This window comes from Algoriphagus sp. TR-M9, from assembly GCF_027594545.1.
Lineage (GTDB): Bacteria > Bacteroidota > Bacteroidia > Cytophagales > Cyclobacteriaceae > Algoriphagus > Algoriphagus halophytocola.
This window is the reverse complement of the sequence record NZ_CP115160.1, coordinates 1,491,813-1,509,434: the sequence shown is the minus strand read 5'-3', so window position 1 is coordinate 1,509,434 and position 17,622 is coordinate 1,491,813. Positions and strand designations below refer to the sequence as shown.

Annotated in this window: 14 protein-coding genes; 3 read left to right on the top strand and 11 right to left on the bottom strand. The window is 39.9% G+C overall.

What is annotated here, in order from left to right; genetic code table 11:
• Nucleotides 1-65 precede the first annotated feature (65 nt).
• Together PBT90_RS06625 and PBT90_RS06620 are read right to left on the bottom strand one after the other, a co-directional pair.
• A complete protein-coding gene (locus PBT90_RS06625) occupies nucleotides 66-1,415 on the bottom strand; it encodes a Gfo/Idh/MocA family protein (RefSeq protein ID WP_264809596.1) in 1,350 nt (449 codons plus the stop codon).
• A 15-nt stretch (nucleotides 1,416-1,430) separates the two neighbouring features.
• Nucleotides 1,431-2,108 (bottom strand): 3-keto-disaccharide hydrolase, encoded by a 678-nt coding sequence (locus tag PBT90_RS06620; protein ID WP_264809595.1) that lies wholly within the window; start codon nucleotides 2,106-2,108, stop codon nucleotides 1,431-1,433.
• 515 nt (nucleotides 2,109-2,623) lie between these two features.
• Here PBT90_RS06620 and PBT90_RS06615 point away from each other — a divergent pair.
• The 3 genes from PBT90_RS06615 (at nucleotide 2,624) to PBT90_RS06605 (ending at nucleotide 5,338) form a co-directional block, all read left to right on the top strand.
• Nucleotides 2,624-3,454 carry a PAS domain S-box protein gene (locus PBT90_RS06615; RefSeq protein ID WP_264809594.1) on the top strand — a complete coding sequence of 277 codons (831 nt, stop codon included), beginning with the start codon at nucleotides 2,624-2,626 and terminating at the stop codon, nucleotides 3,452-3,454.
• A gap of 206 nt (nucleotides 3,455-3,660) precedes the next feature.
• Nucleotides 3,661-4,287, top strand: a complete 627-nt coding sequence (gene pnuC, locus PBT90_RS06610) for a nicotinamide riboside transporter PnuC (RefSeq protein ID WP_264809593.1) — start codon at nucleotides 3,661-3,663, stop codon at nucleotides 4,285-4,287.
• Nucleotides 4,265-5,338, top strand: coding sequence for an acyl-CoA dehydrogenase family protein (locus PBT90_RS06605; RefSeq protein WP_264809592.1), 1,074 nt, complete (start codon nucleotides 4,265-4,267; stop codon nucleotides 5,336-5,338). The genes pnuC and PBT90_RS06605 overlap by 23 nt, the downstream gene beginning before the upstream one ends.
• 99 nt (nucleotides 5,339-5,437) lie before the next feature.
• Here PBT90_RS06605 and PBT90_RS06600 read toward each other — a convergent pair whose 3' ends face one another.
• The 9 genes from PBT90_RS06600 to PBT90_RS06560 all read right to left on the bottom strand — a co-directional run bounded on the left by PBT90_RS06600 (nucleotide 5,438) and on the right by PBT90_RS06560 (nucleotide 17,576).
• The gene (locus PBT90_RS06600) at nucleotides 5,438-7,900 is read right to left on the bottom strand and encodes a leucine-rich repeat domain-containing protein (protein WP_264809591.1); all 2,463 of its coding nucleotides are present in this window, start codon (nucleotides 7,898-7,900) and stop codon (nucleotides 5,438-5,440) included.
• Nucleotides 7,887-8,729 carry a hypothetical protein gene (locus tag PBT90_RS06595; RefSeq protein ID WP_270132267.1) on the bottom strand — a complete coding sequence of 281 codons (843 nt, stop codon included), beginning with the start codon at nucleotides 8,727-8,729 and terminating at the stop codon, nucleotides 7,887-7,889. Before PBT90_RS06595 ends, PBT90_RS06600 begins: the two co-directional genes overlap by 14 nt.
• Nucleotides 8,726-9,304, bottom strand: coding sequence for a hypothetical protein (locus PBT90_RS06590; protein WP_264809589.1), 579 nt, complete (start codon nucleotides 9,302-9,304; stop codon nucleotides 8,726-8,728). Before PBT90_RS06590 ends, PBT90_RS06595 begins: the two co-directional genes overlap by 4 nt.
• Nucleotides 9,305-9,332: 28 nt before the next feature.
• The gene (locus PBT90_RS06585) at nucleotides 9,333-9,800 is read right to left on the bottom strand and encodes a nucleoid-structuring protein H-NS (RefSeq protein WP_264809588.1); all 468 of its coding nucleotides are present in this window, start codon (nucleotides 9,798-9,800) and stop codon (nucleotides 9,333-9,335) included.
• A gap of 761 nt (nucleotides 9,801-10,561) precedes the next feature.
• Entirely contained in the window at nucleotides 10,562-12,196 is a 1,635-nt protein-coding gene (locus PBT90_RS06580; RefSeq protein WP_270132264.1) for a glucosamine inositolphosphorylceramide transferase family protein, read from the bottom strand.
• 40 nt (nucleotides 12,197-12,236) lie between these two features.
• Nucleotides 12,237-13,385, bottom strand: coding sequence for an MraY family glycosyltransferase (locus tag PBT90_RS06575; RefSeq protein ID WP_270132261.1), 1,149 nt, complete (start codon nucleotides 13,383-13,385; stop codon nucleotides 12,237-12,239).
• A 434-nt stretch (nucleotides 13,386-13,819) separates the two neighbouring features.
• The gene (locus PBT90_RS06570; protein ID WP_270132259.1) at nucleotides 13,820-15,040 is read right to left on the bottom strand and encodes a glycosyltransferase family protein; all 1,221 of its coding nucleotides are present in this window, start codon (nucleotides 15,038-15,040) and stop codon (nucleotides 13,820-13,822) included.
• Nucleotides 15,037-16,215 carry a glycosyltransferase family 4 protein gene (locus tag PBT90_RS06565; protein WP_270132255.1) on the bottom strand — a complete coding sequence of 393 codons (1,179 nt, stop codon included), beginning with the start codon at nucleotides 16,213-16,215 and terminating at the stop codon, nucleotides 15,037-15,039. The genes PBT90_RS06570 and PBT90_RS06565 overlap by 4 nt, the downstream gene beginning before the upstream one ends.
• The gene (locus tag PBT90_RS06560; protein ID WP_270132252.1) at nucleotides 16,212-17,576 is read right to left on the bottom strand and encodes an oligosaccharide flippase family protein; all 1,365 of its coding nucleotides are present in this window, start codon (nucleotides 17,574-17,576) and stop codon (nucleotides 16,212-16,214) included. The genes PBT90_RS06565 and PBT90_RS06560 overlap by 4 nt, the downstream gene beginning before the upstream one ends.
• Nucleotides 17,577-17,622: the final 46 nt, after the last annotated feature.

Sequence of the window (17,622 nt, the reverse complement as noted above, 5' to 3'; positions counted from 1 at the left end):
ATCCCGGCTTTTGATACTTTGCTCTTGGCTCCTTAATCTTGGCTTGAGGATCTTATCTCCAAAGTCTAAAACTCCCTATACTCACCGTCCAGGTACTGATTAGCTTTTCTCTCTTTAAACTTCGCCTTCTTACTATTCCAGTGCAGGGTTTCATTCGGGAATCTACCTGCAATCACACCAAGAAGAATAGTTTCAGTCAATCGGGAAGCATAAGAGAAAGGTGCAGTAGTTTCGCCCTTACCCAGACAAGCATCTACAAACTGGTGATAGTGCTTCTTACTTTCTGACTCGTAGTCTTTTACCGGTTTTCCTAAGTTAAACTTCTCGATGTCCATCTCTTGGTATTTACCATCTACGATCAGTCTAGGTAGCTGCTGGAAATGTGGTAACAACAAATTTCCTTTTTCCCCATAGAACATGGCTCCCTGATCTGGCAAGGCCTCATTATCAGGCAATAGTAAATCCGGATGCTCAGAAGGAGCTCCTGCCCCGTCATACCACACCCACTTCAATTTCTCTGCTGTATACTGAGTACCAGGGAATTCGTAGGTGACAATATTATGCTCCGGAAATCCAAAACCTGTAGGAAGTCGACATTCATTTAGGATAGTCTCTGGCACATCCAGCTGCAAAGCATTATACGGAGTATCAAAAATATGAACCCCCATATCACCAAGCGTACCGCATCCATAATCCATCACCTTTCTCCAGTTGCCAGGATGGTAATATCCTTTCTTAAATGGACGCTCAGGTGCAGTTCCTTGCCATAAGTTCCAATCCAAATTCGCTGGTACTGGATCCGACCCTTCGGGACCTGGTCCGTCATAGCCCCAGTTTTTTGGAGACCAGGCACGTACCGTATGGACCTTGCCAATGATGCCAGACTGGATCAGAAGAGTAGCCAACTTGTAATCATAAAAAGAGTGTACTTGAATCCCCATCTGAGTCACCAGGTTTTTCTCAGCCGCAAGTTTATTCATAGCTCTAGCTTCGGACACATGATGTGTCAGGGGTTTTTGGCAGTAAACTGGCTTGTTCATTTCCATGGCCATCATAGATGCAGGTGCATGGGTATGGTCTGGCGTGGAAACAATCACTGCGTCGATTTGACCTCCCATTTCTTTCAATAGCACCCGGTAGTCTGCATAGGTTTTTGCAGTAGGATGAAGTGCCTTGGCTTTAGCCATCATGTCAGAATCCACATCACAAAGTGCTACCACATCTACCTGTTCATGGGATGAAATAGCATCCAAATCTGCCATCCCCATCATTCCAAGTCCTATATGCGCTGTTCTCAATCGCTCACCTGCATGTAGCTTAGCGAGAAGAGATGGTGCCAAAGCAGCCCCCAGAAATCCCAGGCCACTTTTCTTGACAAAGTCCCTACGCTCCATATTTTTGATATTCTTACTCATTTTATCGTGAATTTATTACTGGTTTATTGATAATTCTTTGATACTGATGTTTCTGAATCGGACCACATCTCCATGCCCTAAAAAACCAATGTGCCCTTTGCTTTTGGTCAAGCCGGGATGCTCTTTTTGGTCTAAAGTTCCATTTTTACTTGCTTCCAAATAGTCTCCATCCAAGATGGTTTCCCCATTTAGCACAATCTTGATGTGGGGATGCTTGACCATGACTTCCTGGGTGTTCCATTCTCCAACCGGTTTTAGAAAACCTCGTTTGGCCGGAATCACACCGTAAACAGACCCGTGGTATTGATATTCCTGTAGCTGGGCAAATTTCTCCGCGGTGTTATCCAAAATCTGAAGTTCCTTGCCTACATAAGCTGCATCACCTTCCAAAGGGGCATGAATGCCCAATCCATTGTTAGCACCTGGTGTAAGTTGAAACTCAAAACGGAAAATAAAGTCCGCATATTCCTTTTCCGTGAAGAGATTACCTCCCCCGCTGCCTTTTGGGTCAATGACAATCATGCCATTTTCCGCGCGGTAAGAGGTTTTGTTTCCTACCCAGCCGTCTAGATTCTCTCCATTAAAGAGAGAGACGAATCCCTCTTCCACCTTATGTTTCTGAGCACCACAGGAACTGAGTATAGCTGCACAGGCTAGAATTGCTAAGAGCAAAACAGAATTTGATTTGGACATGGAAGGGTTTTAAAATGATTTGTACCGGGCTATCCCTAGTATTAAACTGCAATTTAGGGTTTCATCTCAATTTTGGGAGAAAAAACTTAATTAAAAATTTTATTTACTTGTCCGGTAATTTATTGATTTTTTTGGGAAAGATGATTTAATCAATGAGCTGGGCAAAATGTAAGCTGCAATTTCCACCTTAGGTGAAACATAGCCTCCTCAGGCAGTATGAATTGATTATTTCCAAATAAAACATTCTGATTATCTGCAATGATGCCAGCAGTTAAAGAATGGGACTGGATAGTAGCGGATAATCGTCCACCGACAACAGTCCACTGCCCACAGCACGTAGCATGAAACCTTAACCCATAATTGCTCTCGCTACTGGTAAGAAAGCGGATAATCATATAAAAAATTAAACACACAGGCCAATAATTTCCTAAATATTAGATTTTTCAAATCAAATTTTGGATACTCTGATATTCAACTTATTTTCCCTAGCTGATTGATACTCTTGGCAAATGTCCATGCAGAAGACTTTTAAAATAGACCCTACTTTACGCATCACCCTAATCTATTTGCTTATTGGAGTTTGCTGGATTTTTTTCAGCGATCAGCTGGTCTTATACATATTTGGTGATGACCTGGCTCAAATGTCCAATTTCCAGCTGGGGAAGGGTATTTTCTATGTATTGGTTACAGGACTTTTGCTTTACAGCCTGATCAAAAGACTCCATGATTCTCTGAAAAAAAATCAGCAGGAAATAAGTTTACTTTTTACTAATCCTGATTTGGGTATTGTCAAGCTGAACGAAGGAGGATATTTCACCTATGCAAGTGCAAACATCCTTAAAATCACAGGTTATAAGAGAGAAGAAATTTTAGGGGATCATATTCTGAACTTCACTACCGAAGAGAGAATAGAACAAGATACAGCCGACCTGGAACATCTTCAAAGTATTTCAGCAAATGAGGGATTCATTTTCACCAAACACCTTCGTGGCAAGGATGGAAAGGAAATCGTAATCAAGACTTATGGCATAGTCACCAGTAGTTCTAAATCAAAGGAAAAAACCTACGTGGCTGCATTTCAGAACATCACTGCACAGTATGAGTACCTGCAGGCATTGAAAGCCCAAAACATACAACTACAGGAACTGGCAGCTGACCAATCTCACCTGGTTCGGGCGCCACTGGCGAGGATTATGGGGCTGATCGATTTGTTACAAAACTTTGACATAGACCGGAACGAAAGGTCAGAAATGCTTGCTCATCTGAAAACTTCCAGCGAAGAGCTGGACCAGGCCATCAAGAACATTTCCAAAAAAATGAATCAAGACCTCAGCTCAAATTCCTAAGGGTTTTGGCATGACAAAAATCCCATTTTATAGTTAGCGGAAGAATTTTTCTATATTTACCAGCTCAATAAAGGGGTGCCCCAAAAAATCGGGCTGAGATCATACCCATCGGCATAGCTTGCCGAGCACCTGATCCGGGTAATGCCGGCGTAGGGATTAGCTTACTTGTTCTCCCTTTTTTGAATAATAATTTAACTGTTATTCAAATGGATTTTGTAAATGGATTGCATCTGCTCACGGAGCAGATCAAAGCCACCAGTTTACTAGAATGGTGTGCTGTGGCCTTTGGCGTGACCGAAGTTTTATTAGCCAGAAAAAACAATGTGCTCCTTTATCCTGCCGGGATTATCGGAATACTTTGCTCAGGGTTTCTGCTGGTAGATGCCAAGCTCTATGCGGAGACTTTGCTCCATGCATATTACCTGATCATGAGTATCTATGGCTGGGCCATGTGGAAAAACAGGTCAGCCGATGGAGCTCCCCGGATCACGCGAAGCTCGCAGAATGAACAGCTTATCACTTGGTCAATCGCTCTTTTAGGATGGGGGGTTCTGTACCTGATGCTAGAAAACTTCACTGATTCGGATGTACCGGTAGTAGATGCCTTTGTATCCTCCACAGCATGGGCAGGTATGTGGTTGCTCGCCAAGCGCAAGGTGGAAAACTGGATTTGGTTAAACGTCTCCAACCTGGTGGCCATACCGCTATTATTTCACAAACAACTTATCTTAATCTCTTTACTAACTATTTTCTTATTCGTTGTCGCCATATTTGGATACCTGGACTGGAATAAGCAACTGAAGAAAGACTATGCAAGAAAAAGTGCGATTTGACGATCAGGAGGCAAGAAAAGCCGGAAATCTAGGCCGTCTACCGGAGGATTGGCTACAAGAGGTGTTTCGCCAAAAGTGGTTTAAACTCTTTGTGCCAAAAGAACTGGGAGGCTTGCAATACGACTTGCCCCAGGCTCTGAAGTTAGAAGAAAAACTGGCATCTATGGACGGGAGCCTGGGCTGGACCGTTACGCTTTGCGCTGGAGCAGGGTGGTTTGTGGGCTTTGTAGAAGAGCAAGCGCGAGCGGATATTTTCCGGGATCCTAAATTATGCCTGGCGGGGAGTGGATTTGTAGGCGGCAAAGCCAACCTAGTAGGCTACACTTATGAACTCACCGGAAGGTGGACTTATGCCTCAGGCGCACTTCATGCCAGTCACTTGACTGCAAACTGTGAAATTCTAGAAAATGGACAGCCACTCTTAGATGAGGATCAAAAACCAATTGTCAAAGCTTTTATTCTGGACAAGCAGGATGTGAAAATACTGGATGGCTGGAACTATATGGGGATGATTGCCACAGGAAGCCATGCTTTTGAAGTGAAGGGACTTAAGGTGTCCAGTACAAGGTGTTTCGAGATCATACCTTCAGCGGCTAAGCTTCCCCATCCTATCTATCAATATCCCTTTTTACAGTTTGCGGAGACCACACTTGCTGCCAATATCCTGGGCATAGCTACTCATTTGCAAAGCCTGATTATCCAAAGCTTTTGGAAAAGACATGAGTACCGGAAATATGACGATAAGCACCTCTCCCATTTCAAGGAAAAATATCTAGCAGAAATCCGGAAAATGGAAAAAGCCAAGACTGAATTTTACCGTGCGGTGGAGAAATCCTGGCAAGAACTCCAGAGAGAGGGTAGCATTTCGGAGAAAAAGCTAAAAAATGTCAGTAAGAAAAGCAGAAAACTAACCCAGCGATGCAGATTGTCAAATGCGAAACTATACCCTTTTGCAGGCTTGGAAGCAGCTAAAACCCATAGTGAACTCAACCGGGTCTGGCGAGATTTCAATACAGTGAGCCAGCACGCGCTGTTGATCTTTCCTTTTTAGCCTAGCAAAAGAAGATTCGAAATTAAGGGATGGAAAAGATTTAGAGCCGGAGTTTAATAGCGCTTGATCATCAGAGGGCAACAAACTCCGGCTCTATTATTAATAATATCGTACTTCGCAGTCTGGATTTGACTCTTTAAATCTATCCACCGTCCTGCTGTTTAATCTAGTATTGAAACAGGAAAGTTTCCTGAGATTGGGAAGTCCTTCTATGTGACGCAATGTGCGGAGATTTGTACTGGCCACATCGAGTTCGATGAGTTCCATCAGACCTTCCAGGCCGCTCAAAGTCTTAAGGTTTGTTCCGGAGACGTTCAGAACTTTCAATTGATACAACTCAGCAAGCGGATCCATATCCTCAATACCGGAATTGCTGATGTCCAGCTGCTCCAAATTTTTCAACGCTGCCAATGGCTCAAAACTATTTACAGGCACCTGAGAAATTTTCAGGTTTTGCAAAAGTTTTAATTCTGAAATAGGACTAATATCCTGAAGTGGGGCATCAAAAATCACTAAAGATCTCAAGTTCACAAAAGCCTGAAGCGCCTTCATCTGCGTAACCGATACCCGCTCAAAACTAAGGCTGGACCGCTCGGTAAGCTGATGCAGTTGTTTCGAATCGGGATCTGCGGGTAAATCATATTGTCTTTGGAAAATCTGCTTCCATTCCTCACCTATTTCCTCCCACCATGCATTTAATTCATCACTTCGGTATACGATGATCAATTCCGGCTTTTGAAGCAGCACATGCGGGACCTCATCGGCCATAATCGCTGAATTGTCCACATTCAAATACTGTAGTCGAGGTAGGTCCATAGCAGTGAAAATACTCTCTACCGGACTACCTGCCAAGTCTAACTCAATTAGATTCTCATTGGAATTCAAAGGCGCAATATCTGAGATTTGCGTATTTTTCCCAATGATGACATCCAAGGTTTTGACTTCCGAAAGTGAAATCAGATCGCTTACTGGATTATCCGAAAAATCGATTTTTTTAAGCTTCACAAACCGGGTCACAGGATTGAGGCTTTCAATGCCCGCATCGCTAAGGTCAAGCTCTTCAAGACCAATGGTACTGGTCAGGGTTTCTACTGATGGTCTTTCCCCCACAATGTCCGGATTGGCCTCCTTTAGACTAGCTTTCCAAGCCTCAGAAAGCCCGGCCCACCAGCTTTCCAAATCTTTGACATGGTGAATCAGGAGAACCTTAGGGTTATTGCGAATAAAATTATCAGCAGATTGAACTGATAGTTTGGTCTCATCCGTAAGTACTTTGATCAGTGAAGGTTTATTGTTCAAAGCTGCTATATCCGCGATGGGCGTAGCCGTAAGGTCTACCACTTCGAGGTTCTCCAGAGGTTCGATTGGGCTTAAATCCTGAATGTTGGTATTGGATAAGTTCAGCACCTTCAGGGATTCAAGTTCCTGCAGTGAACTGAAATTGATCAGGTAATTTCTACTGATATCCAGTTGTTCCAGATTTTTCAATGCTTTGATATTCTCAGCATTGTTGAAGCCACTCTGCGAAAGATACAGATTTTTCAAACTATCAAACTCATTGAGTACCGCGAAGCTCATAATCGGAGTTTCTTCTGCTCTCAGCGATCTCAAGGCCTTTAGATTCACCAACTCTCCTATATCCTGAATTTGGGTTTTGGAAATATCAAGGTGCTTGAGGCGGTCTGAATACTTGATAAACTGTATATCGCTGGTCGGCGTATTGGATACATCTAGATACTCTAGAAAAGTCACATTGGATATGGGACCCAACTCAGTGATCTGGGTATTGCTAAGATCCACGTATTTAAGGTCACGCATTGCCTCTAAAGGCGAAAGATCCAAAAGTGAATCGGAACCAGATATATCCAAGGAATCTACTGAAACAAATCGGTACAGCTCATCCACAGTTACCGAGTCAGTGAGGGAGTCAGCGAGCGTAATCCCAAATCTACCCATGAAATACTCCTGCCAGTTTGGGTCCAAAACACTCCACCACTCCTTCAACTCTTCATCACGACTCAGCTTAGTGGTGTAAATACTGACGATTTTCAGTTCCTGGGTTTTATTATCCAAATTAACCTCTACGAATCTGGGTTTGGTATTGTTTATCTTTTCGCCATCTCTGCCCGTAGCTTCTATGGTGCGGTCTAGAGAAGCCAAAAAGTACACTTCTCCATTGTCTTTTTGGGCTGGTTTTACTTCCCGCACTTTGAATTTAAAGTCCACTTCTTCGTAGAAAAACTCAATATCCTTGAGGTAAGCTGTCACATCTTTATTGGTGACCACTTTTCTATCTAGGAGGAGATCATCCTCCACCTGAACCTGTCCGTCACGGAAAATTTTCAGGTAGCTTTCACGAATCACCACATCCTTGTCCCGAGGAGGTGTCTCCGCAGAACCTACCGTATTCAGCAAGTACTCCAGAAACCTCACCTGATCTTCAACCTTGGCCGAATAATCAGAGATCTCATCCTTTGTGTAGCCTTTGATTGTCTGCGCAAACCCAGACTGCCCTATGAGCAAAAAGAGTAAACCGAGATATAAAGTCTTATTCTTGATCATAAATATACTTCTGGATAGTTTCTTTATCCCCTGGATTTAATTTAACCAAATTAGCAATTAACCAGCCAGTATTGAATCCCGGACGATTAAATTGATTGACCTCAAAATACCAGCCTTCAATCTGGAAAAAGTGAAATTTGACATCTGACACTGTTTCAAACCTGAGGTTATTTTGTTTCATTTCGTATAAGAACAGCGTCAAATAGTCTGGTTTAAAGCTAGTTTCGGTGAAGGATTCTGGCTTTTGCGAATCTTGGAATGCGCGTCTCAAATTCATAAAGCCCAGCTCATGGCTTAGTGGGTGAAGGAAATCTTTTTCACCGCCCACAGGTTTATTGAACAGATTTTTAAATGGGGGAAATGACACCTCATCTATGACCCATTCATACCCCAGACCTTCCGGCTGGAGCTTCAGTATGAGTGTGGCAGTTTCTCTTTTTCCCTTGAAAACAAACTCAGCCTGAACCTCTGCCAGCCATCCTTCGCGGTGGAAATTCAGGAATTGGGGAAAATGCTCGGAAAGCACCGTGTCTATAAATGTTTTTTTCAGATCTGGGGAAACAGAACTGGTCTGATTATCAAAAAGTATATCAATAAAGCCCCTTCTAAGCGAACGGCTATGGTAGGAAGAATCACCTGGGTAGTAGCGGATATTACCGTCTGTGGGAGACTCTTCTCCATTAAATCTTCTGAAGAATTGGTTTAGTTGTTTGGTAGAGGCAGCGAACCTGCCATCATCTTGTATTGTCCCGGGGCTGCCGATGCCTTGCCCCGAGACAATAGAGATGCTTGCGATGGAAATCGCAATGAAGAGGAATACTATTCTCATGCGGAGGTTTCTGTCACTCTCACGTCACCTAGCATGACGTCCCAAAATTCGATAGTTCTACCGGCAATCTGGGTTTGTTTTTTCTCAACGTAAATCGTGATATCTTTTTTGGTGGTATCCTTATAGTTCATTCCGGTCTCAATGGAAGTACCTTCAAAACGCTGGAAGATGGTAATCACACCTACAAACCTTCCATCAGGCTGTCTTTCCAGGTCAGAGATATACTGGATATCATACCAAGTGATGTTCACACGGTCATAGTTAAGGGCCATCAGGCGCTCGAAATATCTTCTTACTTTGTAGTAAGCGATTTCATTTGAGTTGATGCTTGAAACTCCCATTTCAGCTCCAGGCGCGAAAAGCTCTTCAGCACGGTCCATCACCCGGTTTGCTTCAGAAAACTGAGTTTCTTTACTGCCGATGATGCTGATGTACTTAGAAAGGTCTTTCACTTTTTCCAAAGCAAGAGAGTCGATTGCCTGCTTTCTAGCTGGGCTGATAGTTTCTGACTGAGCAAAAACGCTTACTGAAGTAGCAAGGAATAAGCCCAGGAAAAGGATCATTTTATTTTTCATTTTGTATCTGTTTTTTTCTATTGGGCGATTATTTTCTTCTAAGCTCAAGCTCAGACACTTTGCCATTAGCATCCATACGGATATCTGAGATATAGTTTAGGTTCTTCTTGGTATCCTTCAGGTATTCCAGATATTTTTTGATGGTAGTAGGCTCATCATAATCTTTGATTCCATTTTCTTCATGGATCACAATCAATACTGGGGTTTCCTGATTGGAAAACATACTCAAGGTCTCTTGAATGGTCTGGTTAGCCATGGATGCATTTCCAGAAGCTGCCACAGAGTTGAAGTAATTTTCCAGTTTTTCAGCTGCCACTTCTTCTGCAGAAGGTGCTGCCGGAGCTGGAGGCGGAGTCTCTTCCACTTGCTCCACCGGAGCTGGGGTAGGTTCCTGTACAGCTTTCTTTTTACTCTTACAAGCACCCATTGCCAGCATGGCAACAGCAGCGATCAGCAAAGAGCGATTTACCGAAATAGAGAACAGTTTTTGCTTCATTTGGGGATTAGATTAATAATTATGAGGTTTTTTTTAATTTAAACAGGGTTAGCCCCCACTACTTAATTTGGCTACAAAGTAAATAAAAACAGCTGATTAACCGGCAAATGCTATTCCAAATCAGAAATGCTTTTTGTTAATAATTTCATATTTGGTCTAAACGGTGACAGAGTCCCGAGAATGGTTGGGTGATTTCTCTGGTCGACGGCCCTGTTTCCATGTTCAGTATCAATTTGTGATCCAATATTCACAAAAATGAAAAAATCTTTTGAAGGTGAATTTAGTATTAATCATCTCGTTCTAAATGTTTGCCACCGAAGGCAATTGCTTGAACCATTTTAGTGCGCCATTTTATCCTTGATCCCGTTCCAAACTATGGATCATAGGATGAAAACCAGAAAAAATACCCTGTACAGGGTATTTTTTCTTCGATAAATCTTCAGAAATTTGCAGCAGTGTTAAGTTTTAACAAGGCGAAAGCCAACTAAAAAAGGCCCAGGGTATCTCCGGGCCTTTTTTCTTAATCTGGTATATTTCACCGAATGAATAACTAAAACTCTACATCATGCATACCATTAAAAGGTTAGTAATACAAAATTAAAATCAGGTTCAGTGTTCTAAACTTGATAAAGTATTTCAATCCGTAACACAGTGCTGCACTAAATCCAACTTAATTCCTCTTTTACCAAGCTTCTGGCCTGCAGAAACTACGTATTGAAAGAAAAAATTGGCACCAACTCTAAAAAAGAAGTCGTTCGTTCCTATTCCTTCCTAATGGCCACATCCATTAAATAAAAATCATCATGACTGTCCACATGATGGAAGCCTGTAATATTTGGTTTAAATGAAGGATAAGCTGATACGATTTTCGTTTCATTATATTCCTCAAGACTTAGTTCTAATATTTGATTGACATTAACTCCGAAACCATATTTTCCTTTAACATTTCTTTGACTTGGTCTAAAATATTCATCATTTTTTTGATAAATTTTCCCTCCATTTCTAGCAATTCTAGCATCAATAATCACTGGATTCAGTAAATGTGGCGTTAATTTCTCCAGTCTCAAGGAGTCTATTTGATAAATATACAGGTCTGAATTCAAATCGTGCCAGAAGCCCTTACTAAAGAAAATCCAAGCTTTCCCCTCAGTATCTCGCATAAAGTTAACGTCGGCAATTTGTTCACCTTCAAAGGCAGTAGAATAAAGCTCCCACTTATAAGGAAAGTCAACTGCCTTATAAACTTCTAACCTCTTTTTAGCGCACGTTTCAGGAATCATGAATATTTCACCTTCATCTTCAAAAACGTTCGGATATGACATATGTGAACCGTCATCAATTACATCTTTGATCCCAGAAACCCTTGCGTTTTCCAATATCCCTACGCTAATACAAGCTGATTGCCTTTCAAATCTGAACCTTTCAAAGAACAAGTATTTGACGCCATCCTTAACAAGCAAAAAAGGATCAGCCCAAAACTCCCCTTCTGGAACAGGAATTTCTTTAGCTCTAAATAGAGGAGCATATATGAACTCACCTTTTCCAAAATATAATTTCCAAAAATTATCTCCCTTTTTGGATAAGAACCTGTGATAAACTAATAAGAAAAATTCTTTGTAAAAATTAGTTAAATAAGCCAATGTGGCAGCTAATCCCGGGCTTCTGTATAGTGGGTAACTATAAGTAAGTGATTTTGACAAATCAAATCTACCATAACTAATTTTCCTGATATTCTTTAAAACAAGCTGTATGGATGAGAATTGGATGAATTGCTGGTTTTTTATAAAAGACCAATTAATGTTATAAAACGCCTTTTCAATAATCAAACCCCCATCTAACTCCGGAGTCAACTTCTGAAGAGTAACCCCTACTACTTCATGTTTCTCTATAATTTCCCAAAAACCTGCTGGTCCTCCCCTATTCACAAAATTATCACCGTGATGAAGACTCCAGACTCCATATTTGGGGATATTCAATATTCCCCCTTTGATAATGTTGAATTCGTGACGAAGTATTACATCAAGATCTAAACCTTTTAGTTTTTCACTTTCCTTTCTATCAAAATAATCCACAAAGCCCTTTCTATCAGGGAGCATACGAACTATAGAAGTTGACAAAAACAGTTGCTTTACTTTATCAGAATTAGTACCGACCGGTTTAAAGATTTTTTTTTCTATTATTTTTTGCCATTTCCACAAAAAATTCCCGGGCCAAAGACTTTTTAGTCCCTTCTTTGGTTCTTGTTCCACTTCAATAGTGCGCCCATCAAGAATTAGGACAGCTATTTCCAAAAAATCAAGATCTAATAATTGATCAAACAATTCAATTTCCCAAGGGTCTAAGTTCTCCAAGGGCTTGGTGAGTAAACCAATTTTCACCTTATATGGGTATTTCATGGATATATTAAAAGCGGATTAATATGAATCATCACTTAGCTTAATTCATATTGATTGGCCAATTTTTGAACTCTTCCGGCTCTACAGTTGGCTTGGATTTGGGAGCGCTCCAGTCATTCAGACGTGGAAGTCCTTTCATAATCTTTAATTTAAGGAAGTGAGGAGTTACCAATTCCAAAACCACTCCAGACCCCAGTACCAAAAGACATACTATTGGAACTACCAGGGCATCTGAAAAATTGCGCATTAGGACAACTCCTAGAAGAATAGAAATTTGTGAAAGTGTAAGAATTGTAACCACTTTTGGCATGTTCATTCCAAATCTCATCAGTAAATGGTGAAGGTGATTTTTATCTGCTTTCATAGGATGTTTGCCACTCGAAACTCTCTTTGCAAAAACACGTCCCATATCAAATGCTGGTATTAACACTAAAGCAAGTGCAAAACTAAAACTTGGGGAGATTCTAAATTCATTTTGAATGGCTAGACTTGAATTTATATTCATAAATGCCACTACTAAAATTGCAAGAGCAAACCCAACGGGCAGAGACCCTGTATCACCCATGAAAATCTTGGCTGGGTGCCAATTGAAAGTTAAAAAAGCAATTATAGCCCCTAAAAGAGCAAAACAAAATATCGAATACCCAATAAATCCAACTGCATCAAACCAAAAACCGAGAATCAATAAAGGAATAAAAGCAATGGTGCCTGCCAAGCCATCTATCCCATCAATCAGGTTATACGCATTAGTAATCGCAAAGAGAATAAACAGAGTGACCAAAAAACTAGCAAATTCAGGAAGTTCATTTAATCCTAGAAATCCATGAAAATTAGTAACTCGAATATCCGCATAGTAATAAATTAAAAGGAGAGCCCCTAACTGCATAAATAGCTTATTTAACGCACTTAGAGGAGAAAGATCATCTCGAACCCCTATAAAAAACATAATAGAAATTGCTAAAACCACAAATCTCATGGTTCCAGGAGACATGTACCATCCCCAAATACCAAATGAAACTAGACTAGCAAAAATAATCGCAATCCCTCCCATCGATGGCGTAACCTTTCGATGAATTTTCCGCCCACCTGGAATGTCACCAATGTTTGCTTTCTTGAGTACTATTATGAGGATTGGCAAAATCAACACTCCCAATCCGAAGGCTGAGACTAAGGCTAAAAATTGATTCATTTAATTTTAGAAAGTAATTTTTTTTTGCAAATAAAACTAAGCGGTTATGGGTTGAACAGGCATTGCAAAATAACGTCAATTTAAGGAAGAAAGCAACAATATGAAGACCGATTCACCAATAATTCCTAATTAATACAGGGTTTCCAAAACATATGCCATTTCTGGATGAATGCTTAATTCCCCATCTAAGTCAACCACTGTCTCTCTAAAAGAGTTATAATGCTGGCTTTGTAATATGCATTTACGAATTTAACTCGGAAGATGGATCGACAATCGTAGAAAAAATATCACAGATTAGGGTCTTAAATCCTCAAATAAACCTGATACAGAAAGCCACGATGCCAATCGTATATTTTATTGATTGAATGATTTTTTAAGAAATATATTTTTCAAGCTCCATTTCAGCCAAATAAGAGATCATAAAACACTGTAAATCATATATATAACCGATCGAAAATTTGTTCATAAGTTTCTAAAATTTTGCTCGGATTTACATCTGTCCACAACCGATTATCGGATCTAGGAAAATCAATGGCTGGAAACTCATTTATTATTTCGGTTAGCCCTATCTCTATTTCCTCTTGATTACTATTGTCGTAGACATAGAATCCTTTCTCGCCCATCAAATAATCTTTAGTCACTCCATTTCTAGGGGAAAGGGCTATAATTGGTTTGCCAAGGGAAGCATAATCTGAAAGCTTGCTTAACATAAGAATCCCTTCCTCGTACTGAGCTTCCAAAATCATCAAATAATCAAACTCCATTAATCGTAAGATCATTTCGGTATATCTTAGTGGATTATGGATGATTATAGCCTTTTCTAGCCCCATTGCCTCAATTTTAGACAGTAGTTTCTGTTGGACTATACCAAAAACATGAAACTCAAAAGATAACCCTTTTTCCCAAATAGATTTAAATGATACAAGTAATAAGTCAAGGTTAATATTATCCAACATGTTACCAGCATGGGCAATTTTAACTATTCCCTGCTGATTGTGATTCAGTTCAAAATCAGGATAAAAGCCAATGTGAGGAACAATTTCTGTAGGCGATGAAATTCCTGAAAGATTAGTTTTAAGATAATGGTCACGGAGTCTTTTAGACGGAAAGGTGTTTAGTGATGCGGATTTAAAAGCTTTTCTAGAAATATATTTGAGGAGTAATGATCTACACTTTGAAACTTTATTTCCAAATGGACGAATATCATCTGTAGGATCATTCCAATTGCAAATTACTGGCACTTTCCAGAGAGCTCCTAACCTCAATCCTAGCATATGAGGAAATAAAGAGGGCATTCTGGTCATGATTACATCAAAGGGTTTATCCTGATGTAACTTGTTTGCAAGGATTTCAGCCTCCAACCCCCATCGTATACCCTCTACCGGCAGCTTATACCTGAGCAAACCTTTAATCGTTTTTAAATGAAATTCCCATTTAGACTTGTTGCTAGAATTTGGGTAATAAACCTGATCACGAAAGGGCTCCCACTCTCCTGACCAGGAATTGGCATAAACTATCGTCGCAGGTCTGGAAACCACATGTACGTCATGTCCCTTGTTCATCAGTGATTTCACTAGTTTAGCATTTACTAAGGCTTCAGAAAATTCGTATGGTGGAAATGCAGTCGTAATAAAAAGAATTCTTATTGATCTCATTGATGTAGTCCTATTATTCGCAAGGCTTTACGCAGGGGTCTAATTAAGAAAATTGGAATCGAAGGGAATTCTTCAAGGATCTTTACCTCTAGCTTAGAAGACCTTAAAGGATCATCTGATTTTGTACCTTGTTCTATAATATTTAAATAAGTAGCCATCATTGCCTCCATAGAAAATTTATCCTTTATGGTTCGAATTGCATTCTCACTAATGCTAAACATCTTAGTTGAGTTTGAATAGTTTGAAAGGATATTTTTTGCGAACTCAGATACATCTCCGGGTTCAGCCATAAAACCGTTTTCCCCATGGGTAATAATTACATCAGTCTGCCCTTTAAGCCTATAGGCAAACGGAACCACTCCGTTTATCATTGCCTCCTTAAGAACTAGGGCGCCACTTTCGAATTTTGAAGGGAAAATCAAATATTTATACTCTGATAAAACCTGATTAACCCTATCAGGGCTTAATTGGCCTTTTAGATGAATTATCTTTTGAAGATTTAACTCACTCACTTTAGCCCTAAATTCTTCTTCTAATTCTCCAGAGCCGTAGATGTCCACATGTAGGTTAGGATTGTACCTGCTAATTATCTTAAAAATTTCGGGTATATCCATGATACCTTTTTCAAAATCATTTAACCTTCCTAAATACACAAATTTATTCCGTCTATTGAGAAAGGATGGGGGATCGTTGACGCTTTCTAGTGAGTTACTGACGACGCAAATCATTTTTTCATCTACATCATACTCCTTTTGCAATCGTTCGGCAAGAATAGAATTGACACAAAGAATATTTTGAATTTGTGTGAGGTTGAAAGATGCATTGTAAAGCATGGATTCTAGGTTGCCATGGACTATTGGAAAAACTCGAGTCGAAGGCGGCAAAAATCCTAAAATGCTATGTACGTATTGAACATCATTTAAAAATAAAATAGGGAAAGCTTCTAATTCCGTTAAAATTCTAAATGCGTGAGCTTTTTTACTCTGCCAAAAATATGGCAGAACCTTTTTCACCCTTAGGCCCATGGACTGAAATTTTCTACTCCATTCACCTATTTTCATCACTTCAAAAACAGTAGGTTCATACCCAGCTCTTTCTAGACCTTGGTACAAGTTTAAAATCACCCTTTCAACACCCCCAATATTCAGTGCATATGTGACTATCCCAACTTTCATATTGTCTGAGCTTGTAAAGATGATTTTCTATAATAGGACCTGTAAACCGAAAATAGAATAACTAAATAGAGCACAAATGCAATCAATCTGGCAATCACTAATCCCATAGATGAATAGGAAAGCAATAAGAAAGTGAAAGCTATAAATGTAACACTCCATGCAGCAAACACCGATAAGCTGGTCCAAAGTCTACCACTTGCTACCAAAACGTTATTTAATACGATGCATAGCGACTGTGGTATGAGGGTAAAGACTGACACAAATATTAATATCCCTACTCCTGTGTATTCTACACCGTAAATTTTGGCAATAGATTCGCCAAACACCAAGAAAATTAAGCTTATCGGAATAAAAATGGCCAGAATTGCAAGTGAAGCATTTTTAACAATACGGTTTACTTTATAAAACTGTTTCTTAGTCCAGAGATCTGCGAAAATCGGCAAAAAACTACTGACCAAGATGTAGGTAATGAAAATGAGCACATTGAACCATTGGTTAGCTACATTGAAATCGGCTAGGTCATCATACCCACCTGCCTTGTTGGTAGCAAGGAGAGACATAGTATACCAATTGGTGGGAAAAATAAGCATCCCAGATAAAAGAGACGGAAGACTGTAGTTGAATAATACTCTGTACTCCTTCAAAGCACCCCTAAAGAGAATTTTTAAGTGTGAGCGTTTAAGAAGCTTTCTAATAAGATAAAATGTTGCTAGGTAGGTAATAAATGGCTCTATGGTCATTCCTAACACTGCGCCAAAAAAACCGAACCAATAGGTTAATGCTATTTTTAAAATCGTGAGCATAATTCCCAGGAAAATTCCAAGAAAAGAATTTTCCTTAAATGCTTCTAATCCATTAATGACACCATATTGAGCACCATTCAATGAACCAAAAAGCATTCCGGTAGCCATCAACCGAAGGCTGCCTTCCAAATGTGGAGCTTCTAAAGAGTTATGCGCTATTAGTCCTGCAGTTAGCTGTACTATCAAGAAAATAAACATTCCCAAAGTAGCTGAAAACAAAAAAGACAAGCCAATTATTCTACCTGCTTTTGGTCTGTTTAAATCCCGAAATTCAGCGATATGTTTAGTGGCAGTTTGAGAGATACTGAAAGTAGTGAACATACCAAACATGGCAATAGTACTATTCAACATCCCGAATTCGCCATATGCTTCTTTACCAATCAGCCTAATAATAACCACAGTTCCAATAAATGAAACTCCTTTGCTAAAAAAATTTAGGATAGCATTCCAAAAAGAGCCCCTAAGAATTCTTTTGAAAATTTCGGAAGAAAAAGCTCTTTGGAGCAACGCATGAAATTTTGGATAAGCTCTAAACTTATCGATCCATTGATAATTCATTTATGGTTTATAGGAGCAGATGAAATTTCTATTAGTATTGATTAGC